2 protein-coding genes and 1 tRNA gene are annotated in these 2,720 nt (G+C 66.0%); all 3 read right to left on the minus strand.

Going from position 1 to position 2,720, the window contains the following annotated elements:
- Window positions 1–516: 516 nt before the first annotated feature.
- Window positions 517–602, minus strand: a tRNA-Leu gene (locus tag AX730_RS07765).
- 62 nt (window positions 603–664) lie between these two features.
- On the minus strand, window positions 665–1,252 hold the full coding sequence (locus tag AX730_RS07770) for a cysteine dioxygenase family protein (protein ID WP_062354403.1): 588 nt from the start codon (window positions 1,250–1,252) through the stop codon (window positions 665–667).
- Between the two features lie 123 nt (window positions 1,253–1,375).
- Complete coding sequence (gene metX / locus AX730_RS07775; RefSeq protein ID WP_062354405.1) at window positions 1,376–2,503, minus strand: homoserine O-acetyltransferase MetX; 1,128 nt, start codon at window positions 2,501–2,503, stop codon at window positions 1,376–1,378.
- Window positions 2,504–2,720 lie beyond the last annotated feature (217 nt).

Below are 2,720 nucleotides of genomic sequence, written 5' to 3' on the forward strand. Positions count from 1 at the left end.
CGCGCACGCCGGGTTCTCGGCCACTACAGTAGGGAAGTTCAAAGACATAAGGCGTCAGGGCTTTTTGGCCGGGGGAATTAGCTTATCGATTCCTGGATTTTTTCCGACCTCATACCATCCGATCTTCGTACTCACAATCGTACCCCGCACTGGATTCGATGGCTTGGGCCGGGTCGTTCTCGCCGGCACGCATTCGCTGGTTGCGGATGGACAGTGCCAGCATCCGTTCGCGGTGCAGACATCAACTTCACCCTTATCGTTAACAGACCACGCACATTTTGGCCCGGCGTCTATGCACACGCCCACTGCTTTCCTGCCATCTACCGCATTACAGACCAACTTGCGCGACGCAGCTCGTAGGATGGGTTGAGCTTAGCGATACCCATCGTCATGCCGGCACGCCGCGATTGATGGGTAGGCCGGCTTCGCCGTTGAGAGCCGCCTGCGGCTCAACCCATCCCATCAATGGCGCTCCGCCCACAAACGACAAAACCCCGGAGGTCCGGGGTTTGATCGTGGTGCCGAAGGTGGGACTCGAACCCACACGCTTTTAAGGGCGGCGGATTTTGAGTCCGCTGCGTCTACCATTCCGCCACTTCGGCGCGGACGCGGAGTATAGCCGAGGCCGGCCCCCGGCCGACAGGGGCGGGGCCCGCCCCGCGACTCAGTTGACCTGGTCGGTGCCCAGCAGGCGCTCGCCGCGGCGCTGCCAGCCGTCCTTACCGGCCTCTTCCTCCGGCGTGAAGATCCCGCAGCGGACCATCGTGCGCTGGTAGACGTGCAGGCTGACCGCGATCGCCTTGTCGCTCGGATTGCGGATGGTGTGGTACTCGTGCGGCGGAATCAGGCTGCCCGCCGACCCCGTGCCTGCCTCGATCGTGCCCGCCGGAATGAAGCGATACCGCACGTCGTCGTGCTCGGCCAGCTCGTACTGGGTGATTTCCAGCCGCCCGCGCCACACGCCTTCCACGCACCACATGCCCGAATGATCGTGGATCTTCGTGCCCTGGCCCGGGCCCCACGTCATCGCGATCACGCTGTAGCCGTGCTCAGGGCTGGTGTACAGCTCGCGTCGCGCGTAGTGGTCGGAGATCGGCTCCAGCACACAGGCCGGCAGGCTGACCTCCTCGTCGCAGATCAGTTCGCACAGCGACTTGCGCAACGCATCGGTGACGGCACGGTCGTCGCCCAGGGTGACGGCGGCGTCCAGCGAGGCGACCAGCTTGTCGGCGCCGGGGAAATCGAGGGTCATGGCACGGCCCGCTTGAGAATGTGCGGCCATTTTAGCCGGCTGGGCCGGGGAGGGCGTCGTGCGGTGCGGGATGGGCGGCTTTTCCCTTCTCCCCGCCCAGCGGGGCGAAGGGAAATGCAGGCGTCAGAGGCTGCCCAGAAAGTCCGCCACCGCCGGCCCGAACCGCTCGAAATCCACCAGGAAGGCGTCGTGGCCCTGCGGCGATTCCAGCGGCAGGAACTCCGCCTGCGCCCCGCCGGCCGCCAGCCCTTCCGCGATCTGCTGCTGCTGTTGCAGCGGGAACAGGATGTCGGTGGTGGCGCCGATCGCCAGCGCCCGCTGCACGCGGATCTTCGCCAATCCCTTCAGCACGTCGCCGTCCGCCTGCTCCTGCCCGGCATATTCGGCCAGATCGAACCAGTCCATCGACCGGCTGAGATACAGGTAGCAGTTGGGATCGAAGCGGCGCACGAAGCGGCGCGCATGGCCTTCCAGATAGCTTTCCACCTGGAACTCCAGCCCGAACGGTTCCTCGTCGGGCCGGTCCGATTCCAGCCGCACGCGACCGAAGCGGCCATCCCACTCCAGCGCCGAGCGGTAGGTGATCACGCCCAGCTTGCGCGCCATGCGCATGCCGGATTCCGGATACGTCTCCTCGTCGTAGCCGCCGTGGTTCCATTGCGGATCCAGCCGGATCGCCTCGCGCTGCAGCGAGCGGATGGCGATGGAGAACGGCAGCGCCTGCGCACTGCCCGAGATGTTGATGTGCGTGCGCGCCGCACCCGGATGCAGCAGCAGGTAGGCCAGCGCCGTCATGCCGCCCATCGAATTGCCGATGATGCAGGCCAGCTGTTCGATGCCCAGCCCGCGCACCACGTCGAACGCCGCGTTCGCGCCGTCTTCCACCGACAGCTCGGGGAAATCGAGGCGGTACAGCGCGCCGGTGTCCGGATTGATCGAGGCGGGACCGGTCGAACCCTTGCAGCTGCCCAGGGAGTTCACGCAGACCACGTACCAGCGGTCGGTGTCGATCGGCTTGCCCGGCCCGAGCATCGCCTCCCACCAGCCCTCGGCATCGTTGCCCGGATTGCGTGCCGCATGCGCATCCGGCGACAGCCCGGTGACGATCAGCACCGCGTTGTCGCGACGTTCGTTCAACGTGCCCCAGGTCTCGTACGCCATCCGCGCCCCGTGCAGCGCCCCGCCGCGTTTCATGCGGAACGGCGAAGGCAGGGGATGGAAGCGGGTACCGGGGGGGATGAATTCAGTCATCGCGGCAGTGTAGGCAATGCGACGGAGTGATGCCATTTCATAGGTGCATCGTGATGTTGCTGCGATGGGCTGTATCCCTGCACGCGGTCCGAGCCCTCTCCTCCGCTTGCGGGGGAGAGGGGTGGGAGAGGGGGCGCTCGCGTGTTGTCCGCATTCGTGTCGATGGCGATGCGCTTGCTGTCCCCCGATGCGGGTCGAGAAGCGGCGAGTCTCTTCG

The sequence above is a fragment of the Pseudoxanthomonas mexicana genome, from assembly GCF_001556105.1.
In the GTDB taxonomy this organism is placed as follows: Bacteria; Pseudomonadota; Gammaproteobacteria; order Xanthomonadales; family Xanthomonadaceae; genus Pseudoxanthomonas_A; species Pseudoxanthomonas_A mexicana_A.